Annotated in this window: 20 protein-coding genes and 4 pseudogenes; 3 read left to right on the top strand and 21 right to left on the bottom strand. The window is 49.6% G+C overall.

From position 1 onward, the window contains the following. Window positions 1-9: 9 nt before the first annotated feature. Genes OGM67_14290 through OGM67_14280 form a run of 3 tightly spaced genes read right to left on the bottom strand, consistent with a single transcriptional unit; the run spans window position 10 to window position 1922 of the window. Window positions 10-840, bottom strand: a complete 831-nt coding sequence (locus tag OGM67_14290; protein ID UYJ34700.1) for a glycosyltransferase — start codon at window positions 838-840, stop codon at window positions 10-12. Between the two features lie 22 nt (window positions 841-862). After that, the gene (locus tag OGM67_14285) at window positions 863-1504 is read right to left on the bottom strand and encodes an acyltransferase (GenBank protein ID UYJ34699.1); all 642 of its coding nucleotides are present in this window, start codon (window positions 1502-1504) and stop codon (window positions 863-865) included. After that, entirely contained in the window at window positions 1449-1922 is a 474-nt protein-coding gene (locus OGM67_14280) for a YfhO family protein (GenBank protein ID UYJ34698.1), read from the bottom strand. The genes OGM67_14285 and OGM67_14280 overlap by 56 nt, the downstream gene beginning before the upstream one ends. Window positions 1923-2180: 258 nt before the next feature. Here OGM67_14280 and OGM67_14275 point away from each other — a divergent pair, with 258 nt between their 5' ends. Beyond that, window positions 2181-2558 (top strand): hypothetical protein, encoded by a 378-nt coding sequence (locus OGM67_14275; protein UYJ34697.1) that lies wholly within the window; start codon window positions 2181-2183, stop codon window positions 2556-2558. Here OGM67_14275 and OGM67_14270 read toward each other — a convergent pair. The 7 genes and pseudogenes from OGM67_14270 to OGM67_14240 form a co-directional block, all read right to left on the bottom strand. After that, window positions 2450-2671: pseudogene (locus tag OGM67_14270) on the bottom strand (ATP-binding protein). The gene OGM67_14275 and the pseudogene OGM67_14270 overlap by 109 nt on opposite strands. An 84-nt stretch (window positions 2672-2755) precedes the next feature. Further along, complete coding sequence (gene rfbC / locus OGM67_14265; GenBank protein ID UYJ34696.1) at window positions 2756-3364, bottom strand: dTDP-4-dehydrorhamnose 3,5-epimerase; 609 nt, start codon at window positions 3362-3364, stop codon at window positions 2756-2758. 18 nt (window positions 3365-3382) lie between these two features. Beyond that, window positions 3383-3621, bottom strand: a pseudogene (locus OGM67_14260) (sugar nucleotide-binding protein). A 522-nt stretch (window positions 3622-4143) separates the two neighbouring features. Further along, a complete protein-coding gene (locus OGM67_14255) occupies window positions 4144-4374 on the bottom strand; it encodes a hypothetical protein (GenBank protein UYJ34695.1) in 231 nt (76 codons plus the stop codon). Next, complete coding sequence (locus tag OGM67_14250) at window positions 4346-4969, bottom strand: RelA/SpoT domain-containing protein (protein UYJ34694.1); 624 nt, start codon at window positions 4967-4969, stop codon at window positions 4346-4348. The genes OGM67_14255 and OGM67_14250 overlap by 29 nt, the downstream gene beginning before the upstream one ends. A gap of 327 nt (window positions 4970-5296) precedes the next feature. After that, entirely contained in the window at window positions 5297-5611 is a 315-nt protein-coding gene (locus tag OGM67_14245) for a helix-turn-helix domain-containing protein (protein ID UYJ34693.1), read from the bottom strand. A gap of 60 nt (window positions 5612-5671) precedes the next feature. Next, window positions 5672-6043, bottom strand: coding sequence for a hypothetical protein (locus OGM67_14240; GenBank protein UYJ34692.1), 372 nt, complete (start codon window positions 6041-6043; stop codon window positions 5672-5674). Between the two features lie 354 nt (window positions 6044-6397). Between OGM67_14240 and OGM67_14235 the strand changes: the two are divergent. After that, window positions 6398-6717, top strand: a pseudogene (locus OGM67_14235) (MBL fold metallo-hydrolase). 259 nt (window positions 6718-6976) lie between these two features. Beyond that, window positions 6977-7174 carry a hypothetical protein gene (locus OGM67_14230; GenBank protein UYJ34691.1) on the top strand — a complete coding sequence of 66 codons (198 nt, stop codon included), beginning with the start codon at window positions 6977-6979 and terminating at the stop codon, window positions 7172-7174. Between the two features lie 292 nt (window positions 7175-7466). On the opposite strand, the gene OGM67_14225 is transcribed toward OGM67_14230, so the two are convergent. From OGM67_14225 to OGM67_14175, 11 genes and pseudogenes are all read right to left on the bottom strand, one after another. After that, window positions 7467-8687, bottom strand: a complete 1221-nt coding sequence (locus OGM67_14225; GenBank protein ID UYJ34690.1) for an amidohydrolase/deacetylase family metallohydrolase — start codon at window positions 8685-8687, stop codon at window positions 7467-7469. Then, window positions 8684-11155 (bottom strand): hypothetical protein, encoded by a 2472-nt coding sequence (locus tag OGM67_14220; protein ID UYJ34689.1) that lies wholly within the window; start codon window positions 11153-11155, stop codon window positions 8684-8686. The genes OGM67_14225 and OGM67_14220 overlap by 4 nt, the downstream gene beginning before the upstream one ends. Then, window positions 11152-12132, bottom strand: coding sequence for a lactonase family protein (locus OGM67_14215; GenBank protein UYJ36240.1), 981 nt, complete (start codon window positions 12130-12132; stop codon window positions 11152-11154). Before OGM67_14215 ends, OGM67_14220 begins: the two co-directional genes overlap by 4 nt. A 1-nt stretch (window position 12133) precedes the next feature. After that, window positions 12134-12604, bottom strand: a complete 471-nt coding sequence (locus OGM67_14210) for a RidA family protein (protein UYJ34688.1) — start codon at window positions 12602-12604, stop codon at window positions 12134-12136. Window positions 12605-12618: 14 nt separating this feature from the next. Further along, entirely contained in the window at window positions 12619-13083 is a 465-nt protein-coding gene (locus OGM67_14205; protein ID UYJ34687.1) for a RidA family protein, read from the bottom strand. Between the two features lie 212 nt (window positions 13084-13295). Then, complete coding sequence (locus OGM67_14200; protein ID UYJ34686.1) at window positions 13296-14054, bottom strand: carbohydrate ABC transporter permease; 759 nt, start codon at window positions 14052-14054, stop codon at window positions 13296-13298. Further along, complete coding sequence (locus OGM67_14195) at window positions 13943-14359, bottom strand: DUF262 domain-containing protein (GenBank protein ID UYJ34685.1); 417 nt, start codon at window positions 14357-14359, stop codon at window positions 13943-13945. The genes OGM67_14200 and OGM67_14195 overlap by 112 nt, the downstream gene beginning before the upstream one ends. Before the next feature lie 10 nt (window positions 14360-14369). Beyond that, on the bottom strand, window positions 14370-15680 hold the full coding sequence (locus tag OGM67_14190; protein UYJ34684.1) for a putative DNA binding domain-containing protein: 1311 nt from the start codon (window positions 15678-15680) through the stop codon (window positions 14370-14372). 554 nt (window positions 15681-16234) lie between these two features. Then, window positions 16235-16432 (bottom strand): hypothetical protein, encoded by a 198-nt coding sequence (locus tag OGM67_14185; GenBank protein UYJ34683.1) that lies wholly within the window; start codon window positions 16430-16432, stop codon window positions 16235-16237. A gap of 143 nt (window positions 16433-16575) precedes the next feature. Beyond that, window positions 16576-17067 (bottom strand): annotated as a pseudogene (locus OGM67_14180) (glycosyltransferase family 4 protein). A 131-nt stretch (window positions 17068-17198) separates the two neighbouring features. Further along, window positions 17199-17519, bottom strand: coding sequence for a hypothetical protein (locus OGM67_14175; protein ID UYJ34682.1), 321 nt, complete (start codon window positions 17517-17519; stop codon window positions 17199-17201). Window positions 17520-17579 lie beyond the last annotated feature (60 nt).

The following is a 17579-nucleotide window of genomic DNA, read 5'->3' as shown; positions in this document are numbered from 1 at the left end:
ATTATACTATTAATATTTTTTCCTTCCACGCACGCGATTATATATAGCCCACATAAAAAATGGAATTTTCTTCTTGATGTTCTCATGTTTCAAATTTTTATTTGTTGTGACAAATCTATTTCGATAATCGAATGCAATGCCTTCCTTTTCTTGAACCTCACAATACTCTTTTGTAATTCTTTCAACTTGAGTTGTGCTTACTCCCCCTGCTCTAAAGTTGACGACAATCTCATCAATATGCACAAACCTTTTACCTTGTTTCCACATTGATAATGTAAAATCATAATCAGCCACAATTTTATAGTGAGTATTATACGGATGTTCTTTCATTAGCTCTGATTTAATGAACATTGCCTGATGACAAATAGACATCCCCTTTTCTATTGTTTGTAGGCTGCCTATCTCTTTCTTGCCATAACCTCTTTCAATTTTAATAATATCCCCATACAAAATATCTATATTATCCTTTTGTATACAGTGACTTATTTTAGAGAGTACCTCATCATCATGAAACTGATCACCCGCATTCAAAAAATTTAAATATGCGCCATTCGAAAGTCGCACGCCGATATTCATACCAAAATAAATTCCACCGTCTTTTTCCGAATGGACAATAAATCGAATTTTCTTATTTTCAAATGCCGCTCTATATGACTCAACAATCTTTAATGTTCCATCTGTGCTACCGCCATCACACACAATGTATTCATAGTTGCAGAATGTCTGATTTAGGACAGACTCAATAGTCTTTCTAATCGTATCTTCTTCATTAAAGCAGACTGTTATGATTGAAAAAAGTATTTCACATTTCCCACTCGTCATATAACTCTCTTCTTTCATGCAAATTGAGGCGTTCTTTTGGTCATTCATTATCGCGTTCTCCAACCAGTTCATTTTTTAGCTTTTTTATAAACCTTGCAGGGTTTCCTGCCCAGACTTCATCATCTGGTATTTTACCCGTCACGACTGAGCCTGCTCCAATAACTGCTCTCTTTCCAATGTCAGCACCCTTTAATATTATTGAGCAGCCTCCAATGAACGCTCCTTCTCGTATAACAATTGGTTTCGTTGTTCCATCAACCTCTGATTTTATCCGTTCTGTATAATCTATTGGATGAAAATCGGTATCCCATATTTTCACTCCAGATCCAATCAAAACATCATCTTCAATTACAACTTTATCATATGCTGTAATATTCGCGTGACTTATTCCAACACGATTTCCGATTTCGAGTGTACCATCACTTCCTACCACCAGGTGAATATGATTCATGCCTGATGTAGGGTTGACATTTTCACTAGACATCAACATACAATTATTTCCAATCTTTACCCCGCCTTTTCTACCATGTACATAGAGTCTCCCGTAGATAACTAAGTTGTCTCCTGCATCTACCTTTTTAAAGGAAAGCATAAAACAATTCCACAATTTATCAAACAACCTCATTTTAGATTCCCCCATGAAAAAATTCCAAATTTGTCGTTTGATAACCAGAAAACGCATAAACAAGTGCTCCGATCACTGCCCATTGATGCTTATCAACGAAAAGTCTGAGATAAAGATACGCTGTTGTTGCAGCAGTTACATATTTGATAATATACAAAAAGCCAGCCAGATATGGGAACACACCTCTTGGAGCCAATAGGCTCAACCAAATAAACGGACTTCCCAAATCATAAAAGCTAAATGTAGTAATAAAAGAAGATCCTAAATCTATATTCCAGCTCCATTCTCCTACATCGCCTGAATGAAGCACGTTCCACACTGCAGTCGCAAATGGCAATTGCTGTGCATTAAAATCATCAACGACTGTGAAAAATCCTCCACTTTTAAAAATAAAATATCCGAATATAATGCATGCAGATATTAATGAAAATAGCATTGTCTGAATAAGGTAAACATCTTTTCCTTCCTTTTCCATCTGCCCCTCCTGTATAATTTAACTTTCTACTTGTCAAAATGTGTATTTTTCTGTAAATCGCCTATGTAGAAGAACCCATATTAATATTACCACAAAAGTGCGTTCGTTCCAATACAAAATGGCAATTTTCAAGGCGATTTTTCTGGGTACAGAAAAGTACATCGTATGCGATCAATAATCCCCCGGCTAGAAATCAACTCCATTAAGTACGACAATAGATTCTGAGAAGTCTAAGAATCTAAAAAGGTGGAGTGAAAAATGGCGGGTGAATATCACAGCTTAAAAAAGCAGCATTATCTGGCCCTAATTAAGGAATGTGCTCATAGCGGGAAAACCAACCGTGAATGGTGTTCTGAAAACGGAATTGCATATTCCAGCTTCATGCGCTGGCAGGCGCTGCTAAGGGATGAGGCAGCCGGGAAAGTCATGGAACAGCAGGCAATAGTCCCTGTAAAAATAGCTCCGCCAGCATCCGTCAACAGTATTCCAGCCAATGAATCGCACCTGGAGATTCGCATACCTTCCATTCAGGCCAGAAGTGTTTTCAGCAAGTTCAATTTTGCCTGTCCTATATCCTTTCTCATGCTGGGGCCTGTGCAGGCAATCGGGGTACACAGTTCCAGCAGACGGTCATAGATACGGGCGTGAGCGGTATCCTGCGGGTTCTTCAACTCCGTCAGGGTCAGGTTCGTGGTAACGATCAGTGGTTTCCTGCTGCGGTAACGGCTGTCGATAATGTTGTAAATCCGCCATATGCACCTAAGCTCTTAGCTCCTACCAGAAATACGTGTTGTACTTCGTTTTCCCACTGCATTCTTCCTACCCCTGTGTTCTTAAAATTTAAAAGTGTCTTTCAGTCCCAACCACTTCTGATCCTTATCACTCAGGTTCAGTGCAGTACCATCTTCCAGCGTGTATCCCTCTGCGCTTGCACTACCCTTGTATTCGCCCTTCAACTCCGGCCATTCAATGCCGATCTCCGGGTCGTTCCAAGCCATGCCGCCTTCATCATTCGGATGCCAGAAGTCATTGACTTTGTAGCAAAACTCTGCTTCATCACTCAGAACCAGGAAGCCATGTGCAAAGCCTTCCGGGATGAGGAACTGCTTCTTGTTCTCAGCAGACAGAGTCACACCATACCACTTGCCGTAACTCTTAGAATCACTTCTCAGGTCAACCGCAACATCAAACACAGTACCACGCACAGCGCGTACCAGCTTGCACTGCGGATACTGCTTCTGGAAATGCAAACCGCGCAGAACGCCCTTAGTGGACATAGACTGATTATCCTGCACGAAGTGAATATCAATTCCAGCTTCTTTCATATCTTTCTCGTTGTAGGTTTCCATGAAATAGCCACGAGCATCACCGTGAACAGCAGGCTCAATCACATAAAGCCCTTCAATACCACCAACATTTTTCTCAACTTTAATCTGTCCCATTTTCTTCTATCTCCTCTATTACTGCTCGATCTCTTTCAGGTAACGGCTCAGTGCATCCTGCCAAGTCGGAAGCGGAGTAAAGCCTGCCTCCACCAGCTTGCTCTTATCCAAACGACTATTGAACGAACGAGCAGCCATGCTCAGACCATACTCCGCCGTGGTCACTGGCAGGACTTCCGTCTTCCATCTAGCCTGACGGTGGATTTTTTTGTGAAATCGTACCAACTGATGTAGTCACTCTCATTAGTGGCATGGTAGCACGCTAAGGGAGAGCCCAACGTATCCAGTTCCAGCCACTGCAATTTTGTATTTTTTCATATTTCTCCTCACTTTTCTCTTTATAAAACAGCAATAAGCCTACGGCGGGTCGCACAAAGGCAATCCACCGTAGGCTTGAACTCTCCTTCAATCTTTATTTGTTGCTCCTTTTTGTGGGTCAAAACAGAGCTTCCAAAAGCCACCTACATATAACCCTCAGGATTTCCCGCTTCTTGCAGTCTTTCAACAAATAAAACATTTGAAGGACAACTCAAGCCGTCAAAACCCTTTAGTTATCGTGGTATTTCTTGGTTGACCCTATGCGGTTGTCAAGTAAGGAACAAAAATTTTTGTAAAAAAAAAGCCCTACAAGGCTTTCAATCGGTTCTTACACCAATTTGAGCCTTATAGGGCTTATCTTCTTATTCATAATTCGGGGGCTTAACCTGACTACAGATGGTATTATTCCAGCACACACCAATCGCCTGAACTGAAATACACTGCTCCCACGTACAGCATTTTTATGGACGAAGACCCTTTACAAGAGTCTGAAATTCCTGTTCTGTATCCACAAAGTGGTAAGGCGCATACTCACCATACGCTGTTGGCCTGCTGATTGTTACAAGCTGTACGCCCTTATATCCAACCTCTCTGTTCAATTCTCTTTTTAATTCCACCAGATGCTTTCCATGCGTCGTTTTTAGAGCAAAACAACCATGTGCATTACGATCTTTTGCTACCAAATAGCACATTATTCAGCACCTCCTTAAATTCATGTTCATTCCGAATCAATCCATTTTCATACTTTTCACGCATTATCTTCCCTGTTTCCACGGGATAATTCTTTTTATACAGATAATCGTGAAGCCAGTTATTTAATTGCCTATCAAACAACGTATTAAATTGGATTTCTATGGGGTAATGTCTTCCACTTTTCTGATAGTACACATGGACACCCCTGTAACCATCATCCACTGCCTTTCCTTTTGCCATATCAGCAATCCGGAACGGTGAAAACTCTTCTTCTAATATTTGATCGTAGCTATCACAAAAAGCCCGGAAGCCCAGAATATCATTAAACACTTTTCGTGTCTGATGATCCGGATAGTAACGATCATACTTCAAAAGTATAGAATCCAAGCTCTTAACCCTGTAGTCTAGCGCAATATTAGAAAGGATTTCCTGTTCATCCAACCACTCAGTCATCGAAATCAGTTCAGCAATTAACAAATCCTTATCAAAATAATGCAAGTTCTTCTTCAACGGAATTCCCAAATGCGACTCAAATGATAGTGCATCTAAAATTCCCACCGATAAGCCATTCATTTTCAGCAATTGCTCATTCATAGAGATGCCTCACTGCTTATTAGGATTCTTATGTTATCGGTTTTCAACTAATTGAGCCTCGTATAGCCTATCTGCTTATTCGATATAGTTTTAGTGACCAGCTGTTCTTAGCAGCCTTATCATCACTCGAATTATATTTCGTCTGAGTTATCGCATAAGCAAGCTGGTTTTCCATCAGCATTCACTTCCAGCAACAGATTCAACGGGAGTGTATGCTCTCCCTATTGTGCTTCCATCTTACCATAAAACGCTTTGCATATCAAGCTTGCAGATATAAACTTTTCGGCATAGATTTGTCCATATTGCTCTTTTTTCGGCATCATGCCGTCATTTAAATTGATGTTTTCCCCTGTCACCAAATCGTTTGCCTTCAATAGTTTTCAATTCTTCAAGGTAATAGTCACCATGATAGAATTTAGAAACATCCATATCAAGAGCTTCAATTACCCGACACGCCAAGCCAAAAGAAGAAGTCAAAATGTTTCTTTCCCCAGATTCCAGCCTTTGATATTGACGTAATGTTATTTTTGCGCGATCAGCAACCTCTTGTTGCGTCAGCCTTAATATTTGTCGTTTTTCCGATAAGACAGCCGCTGCCGTTGGAATTATCGTTTGAAAGCCATCTAAAATTCCGGCACTCATAGTATTAGCTCCCTTCATCACGTCCATTTGGACGTATTATACGACCAAGTGGACGTGATGTCAAGTTGTACACTTTTGAGGCGAGAGGGCACTTTGTTCATCTTTTTCAAGCGAAATGATAACTGCATTTTTCTCGGCATCATACCGTCCTTTAAACTGATGGTCTTTTCCTGCCGCCAGACCATTTGCTTCCAGCAACACCTGAATGAACTGTATTCCGTTAATCATCATCCGACACTGCCCATCGGTCAGTAGCCTGCCCGGGACCTTAAAGGACATGGGATGCTCCGCAGCACACGGCGTGATTGCAATAGCCTTCCGATCTTTCCTCTGCAAAACGCAGATATAGGCCGGACTTCCAAGAATACGGATAACATCTTTCCCAACATTCATTCTCCGGCTTTCCGCCGGAATTGTCACTCGCAGGTTCATAACTCGCCCAGAATTCATGTCGGCATTCCTCTCTTAGCAATCTCATTGCCCGATTGTTGTACGTTTTCAAGCTGTCCCGGTAAATCTGGCAAAGGTATATTTTTCTATCCTTCCTAGCACCCCACTATTATGGTCTTTGTCCGCGGATAAGTCAAGGGATTTTTCTCCCTAAAATCCGTCAAAGATCGACACCCCCGCGGAAATTTCTCCGGGAATCCCGGCATCCCTGCGGATAAGCGCCATTTCCGGCGAAAAATGCGGATTTCCTATTGAAAACCGCGTTTCACTGTGCTACAATGTTTCCACAGTAAGCATTAACTAACCATATAAAGAGCGCTTTCGGGAGGGATTCTGATGTCAAAAAAAGCAACCGAGTTTCAGAAAAAAGAAATGAGCAAAATGTACCGTGGCAAGGAGATTTTCAAGCCCTTGAACACCGGCTGGATTGATGAAAACGTCGCCTGTGTCCGGGAGTGGGTGGCAATATCTTCTTCTACCGCAAGGGCGTTACCACCATCATGATCGACGCGGGCTACAACTACGACCGGCTGGAGGAGAAAATGGGCTGGCTGGGCATCGCCCCCAAGTCCATCCGCCACATCCTCATCACCCATCAGGACACCGACCACGTGGGCGCAGTGGAAGCCGACAGCCCGGGGCTGTTCCGTGACGCGAAGCTGCTGAGTCACCACAGTGGCCAGTCCGTCAATTCCAAGACGGAGGTCTGTGTAGCCACAGGCAAGGTAGTAGCTGCGGACTTTGGTCAGGTCCATCATAGCGATTGAACGGAACGGAACGCAAAAGCGCCGCAACGGCATCCATATCTACGCCGGACGGCAGCTTCAATTCGGCCCCACGATACCGGATTTGAAGTTCCTCCTCAACAGGCGAGGCCATCTCCAGCGGTACCAGTTCCGGTGCGGAGGCCGCAATTTGCGTGCGAAGCTTTTTCTGCCGGTAATAGAAGCTCTTTTCCGAAAGCCCATGTCGGATGCAGTATTCCTTCTTCGTCAGCCCACTGGCCTTGCATTCCTGAATTACCGCCGCCCATTGGATTTGCCGGTATTCATCCCGAACGGCAAGAATGTCTCCAATTTGATCACCCCATTTTTCAGTTTCTCAAATAGCTGAGACTCAGCAACTTGAGATTTGGGATATTATCTCATAGAGGTGGGGGAAATGCTAGGCGGGGGGTTATTGAGCGCTTACCAGAGGATGTCATGACCGGCCAGCTCCCCGGCTTTTTCCTGAGCTGCACCGTTTTCCTCGGGGTATTTCTCCTGGCCGCCGATGCGGTTCTTACCAAACGGGATGTGGTGGCATAGCCATTTTCCACAAATAAATGTTGGGGCCAGGCATAACGCCTGACCCCAACATTTATTTTAGAACTGAAAGCCGTTTTTGCGGTCGTCAAAGGATTTCGTTACAGCACGCCCGGAGCTGTCCAATACGGCGCGGGCGCCGTCTCCCAATCCGGCATGGCGAGGGCATACGGATCATACACGATGTCACCCCCACGCAGGGTGGCCATGCATTCCAGCCGCACATTGCCCGCCATTCTGGCATGACCACTGTCGGCAAAGTGAACCGGCCCTTCCACGGTACGCAGCACCGCCACGTCCGCGCATCCGCCCACGGACAGATTGCCAACGCCCTTCATCCCCAGCACCTCCGCAGGGCGCTTTGTGGTGCGCATGATCACCTCGGGCAGCGGCATTCCCATGCTGAGATATTTGGACATCACATGAAGCAGTCCGATCACCGGCCCCGCCACGTTGTCCAGGTACAGATCAGTGGAAATCGTATCCGGGTAGAAGCCCTGCCGCAGGGCAGGCACCGCATTCCGGAACCAAAAGCTTCCCGCGCCGTGTCCCAGGTCAAACACGATTCCCCGCTCCCTTGCCTGGAACAGGAAGTCGTTCACCTTGCCGTTCTCATCCAGAATGGGGAACTGCTGGGCATATACATGGGTATGGATATCACCGGGGCGCAGGTGTTTTAGCACCAGATCCTGGTAGGTGCGCTCGGGGCCGTTGGGCTGGAAATCCGCCATGCAGGGCAGGCCGCTCAACTCAGCGGCTTCCACCATGCTGTCCACCGATGCCCACGGCGCATGGTCGGCGTCATAGGGGAGCCCTACCCAGTAGTGCGCCGTCTTAATTGCCACCACAACGCCGGGGAAGGCCCTCGCCATCTGCGCCACCAGTGCGGGGTGGAACTCTCGGCAGTCCTGTTCGCCGTCCAGATGCACCATACCCGTGGAGGCGATGTTCAGCATGGCAAATACACGCACGCGGGCCTTGTCGATGATCTCCTCTTTGAAGCGGATAAAATCACGCCAGCCGCAGGTGCCTGCGTCTACGGCGGTAGTTACGCCCTGCTGGAACATATGCGCATCCGGGTGGATCGTGGGCAGGCTGTCCGCCGCATGGGGGAAGAACGGATAACAGTGGCAATGCATGTCCACCAGTCCCGGTGTCACGATGCAGCCGGAGACATCCAGCACCTTCCCGGCTTCTCCCTGCACAGATCCTACCGCCGCGATTTTTCCATCCTTGATCGCCACGTCCATCACGCCGTCGATGCCGTTGGCGGGGTCGATGACCCGACCTCCGCGCAGCAGTATGTCAAATTTCCCGTTCATATGTTTTCCTCCTTTGGATTGCGGGATGTCCAGTGCAGCCCCCGCGCCTGCGGCTCCTGACCGGAGGGGTCCTCAAAGCGAAGGATACGCTCCGTTCCCGGCAGCAGATCAAAATAGTTATCTTCGATCTCAAAGCCCTCCAGCAGACCTTCCAAATGTACAAACTGGGCAAAGTGCCGGGTTTGAACCCTCACCCATCCGTCTCCCCATTCCTCTTCCAGTGTCTGCACAGGGAGCAGCAAATCCTTCGGGCGCTCGAAATAGCGGACGTAAGGCCGCGCTTCGCCCTCCAGTGCAGCTGCCAGATAGTATAGACGCGGACGGTTCATCAGGATCGCGTTGGGATAAAAGCGGCCGCCCGCACGCAGGGTTCGCACGCAGCGGCTTTCCCCCGGTGCCAGCGTAAGCTCTATTGTTTCGCTCAGCACCCGTGTGCCAAAAAAGTCGCCGATCTCCAGATTCAGCCGAGTTTCCCGCACCTCGCTGCCGTGGTTCATCACCCAGACCCGGGTTTCGTTCGCCGGACATTCCTCCAGATATACCGCCACCGGCGCAAAGGCCTGGCGTACAAAATACCATGCGGCCTTGGGAATATTGCAGCTGTCCACAATACTCCAGCTGTGTGCGCCGCAGCAATCGTTCAGCTGCCAGATCAGCGCGCCACCGCAATCAGGGAACCGATGGCGGTAATGGCTGCAGGCACAGGCCAGTGCCAAGGCTTGGATCAGCATGGTATCTGCAATATAGCGGTTCAGGGTCACCGGCTCTCCCGTATACTCCCTCAGATAATACCGCATCCGTGACAAATCCTGATCCCGGTTGAGATACTGCACTTCAAAGCTCTCCAACGTAGGCGCGCGCAGGCCGGTGGTCTTCTCGAACACCTCCCGGGACGGTGCGCCGTGAACACCAAACTCACTGGCAAAGCAGGTAAGATCCTTGCAGTAATCGGTATAGGGGATATCATTGAACCACACGTCCCAATTGTGCCGGTCGCCGGACGCCATGCTGTTGGCCAGCCCCTCTCCCCAAGGAGAGCCGGGAAGGTAAACCGCATTGGGATCCAGCTGCCGCAGCCATTCCGGGATCTGCTTCTCGAACAGCTCCTGTCCGTACATCGGCCGCTGCAATCCGATTTTCTCACACAGCATACGGGACTCCACATTTCCGATCCACAGCGCAATGCTGGGATGACCGGTCAGGCGGCGTACGGCCTTGGTCACCTCGTCCCGGACATTTTCCACGAATTCCGGATCAAATCCCGGATATTCGCCGCAGGCAAACATGAAATACTGCCAGATCAGGATACCCTCCCGGTCGCAGAAATCATAGAATACATCCTGCTCGTAAATGCCGCCGCCCCAAATGCACAGTGCATTCATGTTGGCCTGCTTCGCCCGGCGCAGCAGGGTCAGATATTGCGCTTTGTCCACGGAAGCCGGACGGTTGGAGGCTGGCACCCAATTGGCTCCCCGTGCAAAAATTCTCCGGCCGTTCAGCACCATCACGAACCGGGCTTCCCCCGTCTCCGGGTCACGCTCTTCCACGTGAACGGTGCGGATACCTACCCGGCGCTGACGGCAATCCAGCACGCGCCCCTGCGCATCCAGCAGTTCCGCCCGCAGCATATAGCAGTAAGGCTGCCCCTGATCGTGAGTCCACCACAAACGCGGCCGTTCCACCGTCATGCTGCCGTCTCCGCTTTCCGATTCGCAGCAGGCACAGGCGTGACCCCAGTCATCTTCCAGGGTAAACCGCACCCGGGCTTCTCCCGTTCCAAACAGCCGATACTGGGCGCACACATGAAGCACCGCCCGGTTTTCCTCCGGTTCTATGCAAACGGTCTGCGCCTGCAAGCCGTCCAGCACGCCGTTCCATACAGCTTGCACGGACGCGGGTCTCCACACCCCAACGGTACAGACCCGGGGCGTCCAGTCCCATCCCACCTGATAAGCGGCCTTTCGGGCATAGGCACGCTCCGTGGAGTAGTTGATCCAGAATCCCTCCGGAAGCGCTTTCCGGGTGCTGCACCGGCCAAAGGGCCAGAAGACGATGTCCAGCCGGTTCTCCCCCTCCGATACGAAGGGTTTTGCATCCAGCCTGTGTTCTACCAGCATGTTTTCACAGTGTCCGCACAAGCTGCCGTTCACATAGACGTCCGCGTAAGTATCCAGTCCCTCGAACAGAAGCTCCAGCGCAGAGGCAGACAGCTCCTCTCTTCCGAGAGAAAAACGGGTTTGATAAACCCACACCTGCCGCTCCACCCAGAGCGTCTGCACATCATTGGTACCCACGGCCGGGTCAAGGATAACGCCGTAGCGCATCAGTTCGGTGTGGACATCCCCCGGTACCGAGGTATCCCGCCAAACCGTTTCCAGCCGGCCGGTCAGCAGCTCTTCTACGGAAAAAGCATCCGGATCAAAGCCGCCGAATTGCCAACCCTCCTTTAGTGGGATCACACGTTTCATTCCAATCTCTCCCTCTGGACGGAATCGAGCAAAACCGCACAGGATGCATGTTCCAGCTTCAGCGTGTCCGCAGGCCGCAGACCCCTTCCGTCCCAGATATGACTACATACGCAGCCGCTTTTTTGGCATGCCGCCAACAGCAGGTTCCCCGAGCAGGCAACCCACCTTGGCCACACGCCTCCCGCAGGCCATTCGCCTGCATACCGCAGATTTCCGTCCCAGAGCCGCAGCGCGGCAACGGTATCGGCTCCCCGGTTACATACAAACAGTGTTCCGTCCGGCGCAAGGCAGGCGCCGCCGGGATAGTTTTTCCCGGTTGCCCGGGTGCAGGATACGGTGTCCTCCACCGACCATCCGGCATTTCCACGGCGCAGCAGCGCCACCGCATTGCCGTTTTCCAAAATGACCGCGGCCAGATCCCGCGTCAGGAATATGACCTGCCGGGGGCCGCTGCCCGGGGCAAGCGGAACGCTTTGCGGGTCGCCCCATGGCTGCCCGTCATCCAGCCGGCAGAAAAAGACGCTGTCCGCGCCCAGATCCGCCCAGACGAAGGCATCCCCATCCGGCGTCACCTCGCCCCAGTGGGCGTGGCCTCCGGGTGCCGGAGACGCCTGCCAAAGCACACGTCCCCCCGGCTCCATCCAAAACACATCCCCACTGCCGTAGCAGCAGCCGAGTACGCCGCCCCCAACGGTGCGCAGATGGCACAGCTCCGTACCCGGCACCGCGTACCGTCCGTCGATCCGTAAACCAGACGGTTCGGCAGAGAGCCGCAGTACAGCGGCTTCTCCGGCCTGTTCACAGCCTGCGTAATAAACACCGGGCCGGGTTCCGGCACACAGGCACGAGGGATTCTCGCCGGTGCGCAGGGCTGCCTGCGCAGTCAGCGTTCCGTCCGCGTCCACCTTTGTCAGCACGATGTCGTTACCCGCGCCGCTGTAACCAGACAGCAGCCAGAATTTCGCACCGTCTTCCATCTCAGTCACGCACTTTGATGATGGCTTCTACCTCGCAGGGGATATTGCCGTTGGGCAGGTTGTGCGTACCCATTACGGTACGGGCATGGTATCCCCGCTCCTCCAGTACATCCGCCAGCGTATCGGAAAATCCGTCCATTACGCCGTCCACATCGGTAAATCCTTCGGCGCAGTTCACCAGAGCGAACACCTTTACAAAGCGCTCCACCCGATCCAGCGTCCCCAGCGTGTCCTTCAGCGCGCCCAAAATGATGATGGCGCACTCACGAGCCGCCTGACGGCCTTCATCCGGGGTCAGATCTTTGCCAATCCGGCCGGAAAACAAAGGCTTGCCCGTCACCTGATCCTCGGGGCCGTGACCGGAGATGTAAATATACTGCCCCTCCCGGCGCAGAAGCACGATGCCCCTCTTCTTTTTATAGGTCGGCTCGGTCTCCGCACCGTCTACAAACACACGGTTGATCGTATCCATTTTCTGCCCTCCGTTCAGCGCAGCTTTGCAATCATTTCCACGACGACCGGGACATTCATCGGCAGAGCAAAGGCACCCATGGCGCTGCGGGCGTGCTGTCCGCGGCGGCCGAATACCTCCACCATCAGATCAGAGAAGCCGTTGATGACAGCCGGCTGGCTGGAAAAATCTCCGGCGCTGTTCACCAGACCCAGAACCTTTACCACATGGTCGACCCGATCCAGCTCTCCCACGTAGTCCTTGATGGTAGCCAGGGCATTCAGGCCGCACAGGCGCGCCGCCTGGTATGCAGTCTCCAGATCCACGTCCGCGCCCACCTTTCCGGTGTACACGGGCTTCCCCTCCAGATCCACGGGCAGATGGGCGGACAGATACATCATGCCGTCTTCGATGACCGCATCCACGACGCCTTGTCCCTTACGGTTACGAACGGGCAGCTGAATGCCCAGCTGCTCCAGTCTCTTTCCTGTTTCACTCATAATTAAGCGCTCCTTTACTATTATGATCCGGCATCCGCCGGGAAGTTTTCGGAAGCTCTGATAAAATCGGTAAGAGCCGTGAGCGAGAGATTTTTCGGCCAATTGAGGTATTGGAAGCGGCGGAATACTGTATGTATTTCCCGGTTTCAATACCGAAGAGTGGGCGAAAAAGATCCGCTCACAGCCGAAGGCGATTTTATTCAGAGTTTCCGTTATCCTTTTACAGCGCCGCTGGCCAAGCCCGCGACGAACTGCTTCTGAATCAACATAAATACAATGACGACCGGCAGGGTGATCAAAGCCGCAGCGGCCATGGTCTGCCCCCAGTCTACCTTGAAGAAGGAGGAAAATTCATTCAGCGCGATGGGAACCGTGCGGCTTGACATCGAACGGGTGAGGACGTTGGCAAGCGCGAACTCGTTCCACGAGGATACAAAGGCATAAATGCCGGTGGCAGCCAGCGCAGGCTTCAGCAGCGGCAGAATGATGTGCCACAGCGTCTGCACCGTATTGCAGCCGTCCACCATGGCGGCCTCCTCCATCTCCTTGGGAATGCTCTTAAAATACCCCCGCGTCATCCAGGTGACCAGCGGCATACAGATCACAAGATGCGCCATGGCCAGACCGAAACGAGTATCGATCAGTCCCATGCGGTTTTCCATATAGTACATGGGGATCATCAGCACCGTCAGCGGCAGCATCTGGCTGATCAGCATGAACAGCGACAGCCCCTTGTTGCCGCGGAAGCGGAAACGCGCAAAGGCATAACCCGCGCTTCCGCCCAGGAGCAGAGAGGCCAGTGCGGCCATCAATCCCGTAAGGAAGCTGTTGAGAAACGCCTTGGGAATGTCGCTCTGGGTCAGTACCGTGATATAATTTTGCAGGGTAGGTGCCTTGGGAATCCAACGGGGCGGCTTGGCAAAGATCTCGACGGAGGGCTTGATAGACGTACTGATGATATACGTTTCCATTTATAGTGGTCGTCCAACACCTCTTGCCCAACTATTGCGGCAGCCATTGCCGTAATACGCTGCTGCCCATCAATCAGAACCTTTTTGCCAGAGGACTTTGTTCCGTCTTTCAGCTTAACATCTGGGTTTTGCCATACAATGATGTATCCTACTGGAAATCCCTTATACAAAGAGTCCACCAAATCTCTGACTTTAGAGCTATCCCAAACAAAAGGGCGCTGCATCTCCGGGATTGCAATGCTTCCAGATTTTATATTTGAAAGCAATGTTTCAACTGTGTAGTTATTAACGCTGTAACGTGCCATACATTGTCCCTCACTTCAATCTATATCTCTTACCCGCGCCTCTGCCGATAATTTCGATCAATCCATTTTCATTCATCTGACGGGCGAGCAGATAGGCTCTCGTCTTTTTGACGTTCAACAGTTCCTGCAGATCTTCGTCGGTCATTTCGCCGTACTCTGCCAGATAATCCATCACAGTTTTCATCTGAGGGGTGATGGCTGCTGTGGCTTTGACAGTTGTCGCCGGTGCATCTTCGCTTGTAGCACTGGCAGCATTCATATTCGGCAGTACAATTTTGAAAGCATTGGTCGTTGCCTCAATACTAGGCTGAACGGGGCAGTTTTCGTACAGCTTGAAAATACGTCGAATACCTGTACCGTAACTTTCAATCAGACGCAGACGGTGAAATATCTCTGCCAGTTTCTTGTTCCTTGGCTGAGAAACGCCGATGCGAATATCCTCAGTAGAAAGGCCAGGGAGAAGTCCGCCAAGCGAAATAAACTCCATCTTTCTGTCATTCACATTGATGATGATGCTGCCGCTGAATCCGTAATCACGATGCACCAGGGCGTTGAGCAGAGCTTCACGAATCGCTTCTTCGGGGTAATCCTGCTTATCCGTGCGAACAACTCCTTTGATCGTGGAAACAGTCTTGTTGCACAGAGCAAGATAGTTTATCGCATCATCAAGCTGCTTGAACACGGAACCTCCGAACTCCTTGCTGTCACGAAACTCTGTGCAGAATTCATCTTTGAACACGGCAACTTTGATCGTGTGATGGCACTGATCGGAAAGCAGCAGCGCAAGGTTGGTGTACACGTCGTTTTGGGTGATGCCCAAAGCGCGGTATTTCTCGACGGAAAACTCCACACCGTAGCGCTGGAATGCAGTTTTGGCAGCATCAAAGGTCAGTTCCTGTTCCAAACTGCGGGAATCTTCGTAGGTATCTCCGTCTGATTCTTTTATCATCTGGCGAATCTGTTCGGGAGATGCCTGAACGCTGGATGTGCCCTGACGAACATAAACGCCGGTGGGCTTCATGCCTTTGGATTTCAGATAGTAGGGCTTATAGCTGCCTTCGCCGACTTCAATCCGAATTACCTTATTATCCTGGAGGACATACCGCACGAACATGGTCACATCCGGTGCGATTGCATCACGGATGCCGTTGGTCAGGCGCGTGTAGGTTTCATCTACATTGTCAATGCCAATCTGGTTGCCTTTATCATCAATACCGAGATAGATCACGCCGCCGTCCGTATTTGCAAATGCGATGACCTCCTTATAAATGTCATCGATCATCTGAGATTTATATTCAATGCGCTCGCTTTCATATTGCATATACAGCACCTCCATTGTAGCTTACTTATATTATACTCATATTTTCATGATTTTCAATAGGCCGGAGTGAAAATTCATCTTTTATTCACTCGCTGTTGTGAAAATCACTTTTACTTCAACTCGTTTCCCTTCCGCACTTGCATTTCTGCAAGAAACGCGGGAGGGCTTTTTTGATTTCTTGCAATACCTCCTGATTTTTTCGGTCTAAGGCTTTTTCTCCGTATATTCAGTTGACAAAAAAATTTGTCGGAAATATTGAAAGGAGAAATATAGGCTATATAATAGTTGCAGAAGTGAAAAATCTCTCTTAATTGTCAATGATGCTGGTCATGCAGAAAGCTATAGCAAAGATCCTGACACTTATGAAAAAACGGTTAAAGAATTCATTCAAAAACATCTGTAAAAATGGACATGACTGTGGTATATGCGGTTGTCAAGCAAGGAACAAAAAAATTTACAAAAAAATAAGCCCTACAAGGGTTTCAGTCGGTTCCGAACCGATCTGAGCCTTGTAGGGCTTACTTGCGCTCTATACGTTCTTTTCTTGATTATGATTATGCTCCATGGGCATCCATTCTGTTACGCGGCGGATTAACTCTTCTAAATTTAACCGCCCGCTCAGGTGTGGTTTCAGGGCAATCCGCATCAAACGTGATTGGCATTTTCTTTGCCGCTTCCAGTTCTGCGAGTTCTTCTTTTGTAAATGCAAGTTCCTGTTTCAGTTCCATAGACATTTCACTCGTTTTTACCATAATAAAGCCCCCTTTCAAATTCGGTAGCCATTCGTGCCGAAATCAATCTTGTCACATCTGTTTTTGTACCGCTTTCTTCAATTCTTACTCGTTCAGTATTTTCAGATTCTTCACGTTGCGGAATCGGTATTGAAGTAGTGCCTGGAACCGCCCGCGATGACCAGTTTTTTATCCGTCTTGACATTCTTGAAAGCCTCGACCAGATATCGAATGCCCTTCTCCGGCACCAGACGCCCGAGGAACAATATGTAGGAGTCTTTTTTCAGCCCAAACTTATCTGTAATCAGTTTTGCTTCCCGAATCTCTGGCCTATTCACACCATTGGGGATGAAGTGAGTTTCTCTGTCATAGGTTTCCTTGAAATAGTCCTGCACGCCTTTGCTCAGAACAATGACCTCGTCCGCATATTTCACAGCGTTCTTTTCGCCTTGGTGGATAAATTTAGAGCCAAGTCCTGATTGCCATTTCTCGCGCTGCCAATCAATGCCATGGACGGTAACTACAACTCTTTTCCCAAACATCTTCGGCAGCCATGCAAAGAACGCCGGCCCTTCGGCATGGATGTGCACCACATCGTATTTTCCAAATGCACTATAAAGTGCCGCAAATGCGGAGGAGCTGACTGCCGCAAGTCCCCCTGATGTCAAGATAGGGACAAAAAATTTCTCAAAAAAGCAAAAAAAATAAGCCCCACAAGGCTTTTCTGACAATTCTTTGAATCATCAGAGCCTTGTAGGGCTATCCGTTATCTTATGCTATTTTGTTTTCACACTGCCTGTAATGGGGTGTTCTCCATTGTTTCCTTAAACTGCTCAACTGTCATTTTCGCTTTTGCCGCAGCACGCTCCAGCGGTAAATCACCCTCTCGAACAAGCTGAACCAGCATCCGAATCTCGCCAATTCCGATGCCTTCGATTCTGCCTTCCTGACGGCCTTCTTCACGACCTTCGGCTCTTACGCCTTGACTAAGATTGCACACTTCAAGCACCTCTCTTTCCAGTTCTTCGCTCATTGCAACGCCAAACTCTTCTTCCAGAATCTTCTTTTTCTCAGAACCTGATCTTGTGGAAGATAGCAGCACTTCCATAAATTTCAGGATCGAAATTCATTTTAATCTCAAACCCATCCCGGAGGTGGAACAGGTCAC

Source organism: Oscillospiraceae bacterium (assembly GCA_025757985.1).
Lineage (GTDB): Bacteria > Bacillota > Clostridia > Oscillospirales > Ruminococcaceae > Gemmiger.
This window is presented reverse-complemented; position numbering and strand designations above follow the sequence as displayed.